The sequence below is a fragment of the Streptomyces sp. OfavH-34-F genome (assembly GCF_022347745.1).
Classification (GTDB): domain Bacteria; phylum Actinomycetota; class Actinomycetes; order Streptomycetales; family Streptomycetaceae; genus Streptomyces.
Genome location: NZ_JAKRGC010000609.1, coordinates 1 through 1479 on the forward strand (window position 1 = coordinate 1; position 1479 = coordinate 1479).

Genomic DNA, 1479 nt, shown 5'->3' on the forward strand with positions numbered 1-1479 from the left:
CGGGTCCTCGCGGCGTGGCTGCCGGTGGACCCGCCCGGCCCGGACGGGGTGCTGCGCCTGCCGGCGGAGTCCTGCGTGGTGCTGGCCGACGACTGAGCCGGCATCCGGTCTACTCGACGACCGCCAGTTCGCGGGGGGTGGCGTTGAGGCGGCGCCCGCCGTCCTCGGTGACGGTCACGATGTCCTCGATGCGTACACCGAACCGGCCCGGCAGGTAGATGCCGGGCTCCACCGAGAAGCACATGCCGGGCACGAGCGGCTGCTCCTCGCCCTCGATCATGTACGGCGGCTCGTGGGTGGTGACGCCGATGCCGTGGCCGGTGCGGTGGATGAAGCGTTCGCCGTAGCCGGCCTCGGTGATGACGGCGCGGGCGGCCCGGTCGATCTCCTGGCAGGCGACGCCGGGGCGGACCGCCTCGCAGCCGGCCCGCTGGGCGGCGCGCACGATGTCGTGGACCCGCTGTTCCTCGGCGGTGGGCTCGCCGACGTGGACGGTGCGGGAGGTGTCGGAGCCGTAGCCGTACTTGAGGCCGCCGAAGTCGAGGACGACCATGTCGCCGTGCTCGATGGTGCGGTCGCCCGCCTCGTGGTGCGGGTCGGCGCCGTTGGGCCCGGAGCCGACGACCGTGAAGTCGACCTGGGAGTGCCCGTGTTCGGTGAGCAGCCGGGCCAGGTCGGCGGCGACGTCGGTCTCCTTGCGGCCGGCGAAGCGCACCGTGAGGATCTCCTCGTACGCGGCGTCGGCGGCTGCCCCGGCGGCGGCGAGCCGGGCCAGTTCGTGGGCGTCCTTCACGGCGCGCAGCATGGGCAGCGCCTCGGTGAGCGAGGCGTAGGAGGTGTCGGGCAGCCGCTGCTGGAGGCCGATGAGGTGCATGGCCCAGGCGTTGTCACTGATCCCGAATCGGCCCCGCGCGTCGAGCAGCGGGGCGGTGACGGCGTACGGGTCCTTGCCGTCCGTCCAGTCCCGCAGGGTCAGCGCGGGGGCGCCCACGGCCTTCGCCGCGTCCGGCGCCTCCAGCGTGGGCACGACGAGGACGGGGTCTTGGCCCGCCGCGAGGACGAGGAGCGTGAGCCGTTCGGTGACCGCGGTCGGCGCATATCCCGTCAGGTACACGAGGTCGGGGCCGGGCGCGACCAGCAGCCCGGCGAGCCCGGCCGCGGCGGCGCTGTCGGCGGCCCTGGCCATCCGGTCCCGGTAGTCGTCGGCGGTGAACGGCACGGGCCGGGTGGAGCTGGGCATGCGGACCTCCTGAGGCACACGACGGCCCTCCCATCCTGCCCGCCGGGCGGGGCGTCCGCGAGGGTTCCGGGACCGGGGCCGGGCCGGAGGCTCCGGGGGGGCGGTGCGTCCGGTTCAGGTCGCCGCGCCGGCCAGCGCGTCGAGCACGGGGGCGATCAGCGGATGGGCCTCGGCGCCCCGGCGCACCGCGGCGAACACCCGGCGGGTCGGCGCGGTGTCCCGGACCGGGCGGACCACCA

1 protein-coding gene and 1 pseudogene are annotated in these 1479 nt (G+C 75.6%); both read right to left on the reverse strand.

What is annotated here, in order from left to right:
• Window positions 1-109 precede the first annotated feature (109 nt).
• Window positions 110-1240, reverse strand: a complete 1131-nt coding sequence (locus MHW47_RS35370) for an aminopeptidase P family protein (RefSeq protein WP_239227901.1) — start codon at window positions 1238-1240, stop codon at window positions 110-112.
• Between the two features lie 114 nt (window positions 1241-1354).
• Window positions 1355-1479 (reverse strand): annotated as a pseudogene (locus MHW47_RS35375) (LysR family transcriptional regulator); the annotation flags it as partial.

What these genes read in the sequence shown, in the direction of transcription:
- MHW47_RS35370 (WP_239227901.1), bottom strand. Translation starts at nt 1,240, where the DNA reads ATGCCCAGCTCCACCCGGCCCGTGCCGTTCACCGCCGACGACTACCGG.